This is a genomic window from Rhodococcus sp. DT1 (genome assembly GCF_049844875.1).
In the GTDB taxonomy this organism is placed as follows: domain Bacteria; phylum Actinomycetota; class Actinomycetes; order Mycobacteriales; family Mycobacteriaceae; genus Rhodococcus.
Genome location: NZ_JBNCLW010000019.1, coordinates 1 through 342 on the forward strand (window position 1 = coordinate 1; position 342 = coordinate 342).

Here is a 342-nt window from a genome sequence, read left to right on the forward strand (position 1 = left end):
ATCGGCGATTGGGACGAAGTCGTAACAAGGTAGCCGTACCGGAAGGTGCGGCTGGATCACCTCCTTTCTAAGGAGCATCTGCCCACACCCCCTGAAATGTCGGGGTGCGTGTGTGGCCAGAGACCGTTTGTCTCCGTATGTGGGACACGGTTGCTCATGGGTGGAACGCTGACAGCTACTTCTCATCCGGTTTCTTCCAGTGTGGAGAGGCCGAGGGGTTATATCGGTGCACTGTTGGGTCCTGAGAGAACACGCGAGTGTTTTGTCAGCGACGATGATCTGCGAAAGTTCTCCGCCTGTGGGTGGGTTCCGGTAGGGGTTGTTGTGTGTTGTTTGAGAACT

Annotated in this window: 1 rRNA gene; it reads left to right on the top strand. The window is 55.8% G+C overall.

The window, feature by feature from the left end:
- Positions 1-67, top strand: a 16S ribosomal RNA gene (locus ACLQ3J_RS20940); the annotation flags it as partial.
- Positions 68-342: the final 275 nt, after the last annotated feature.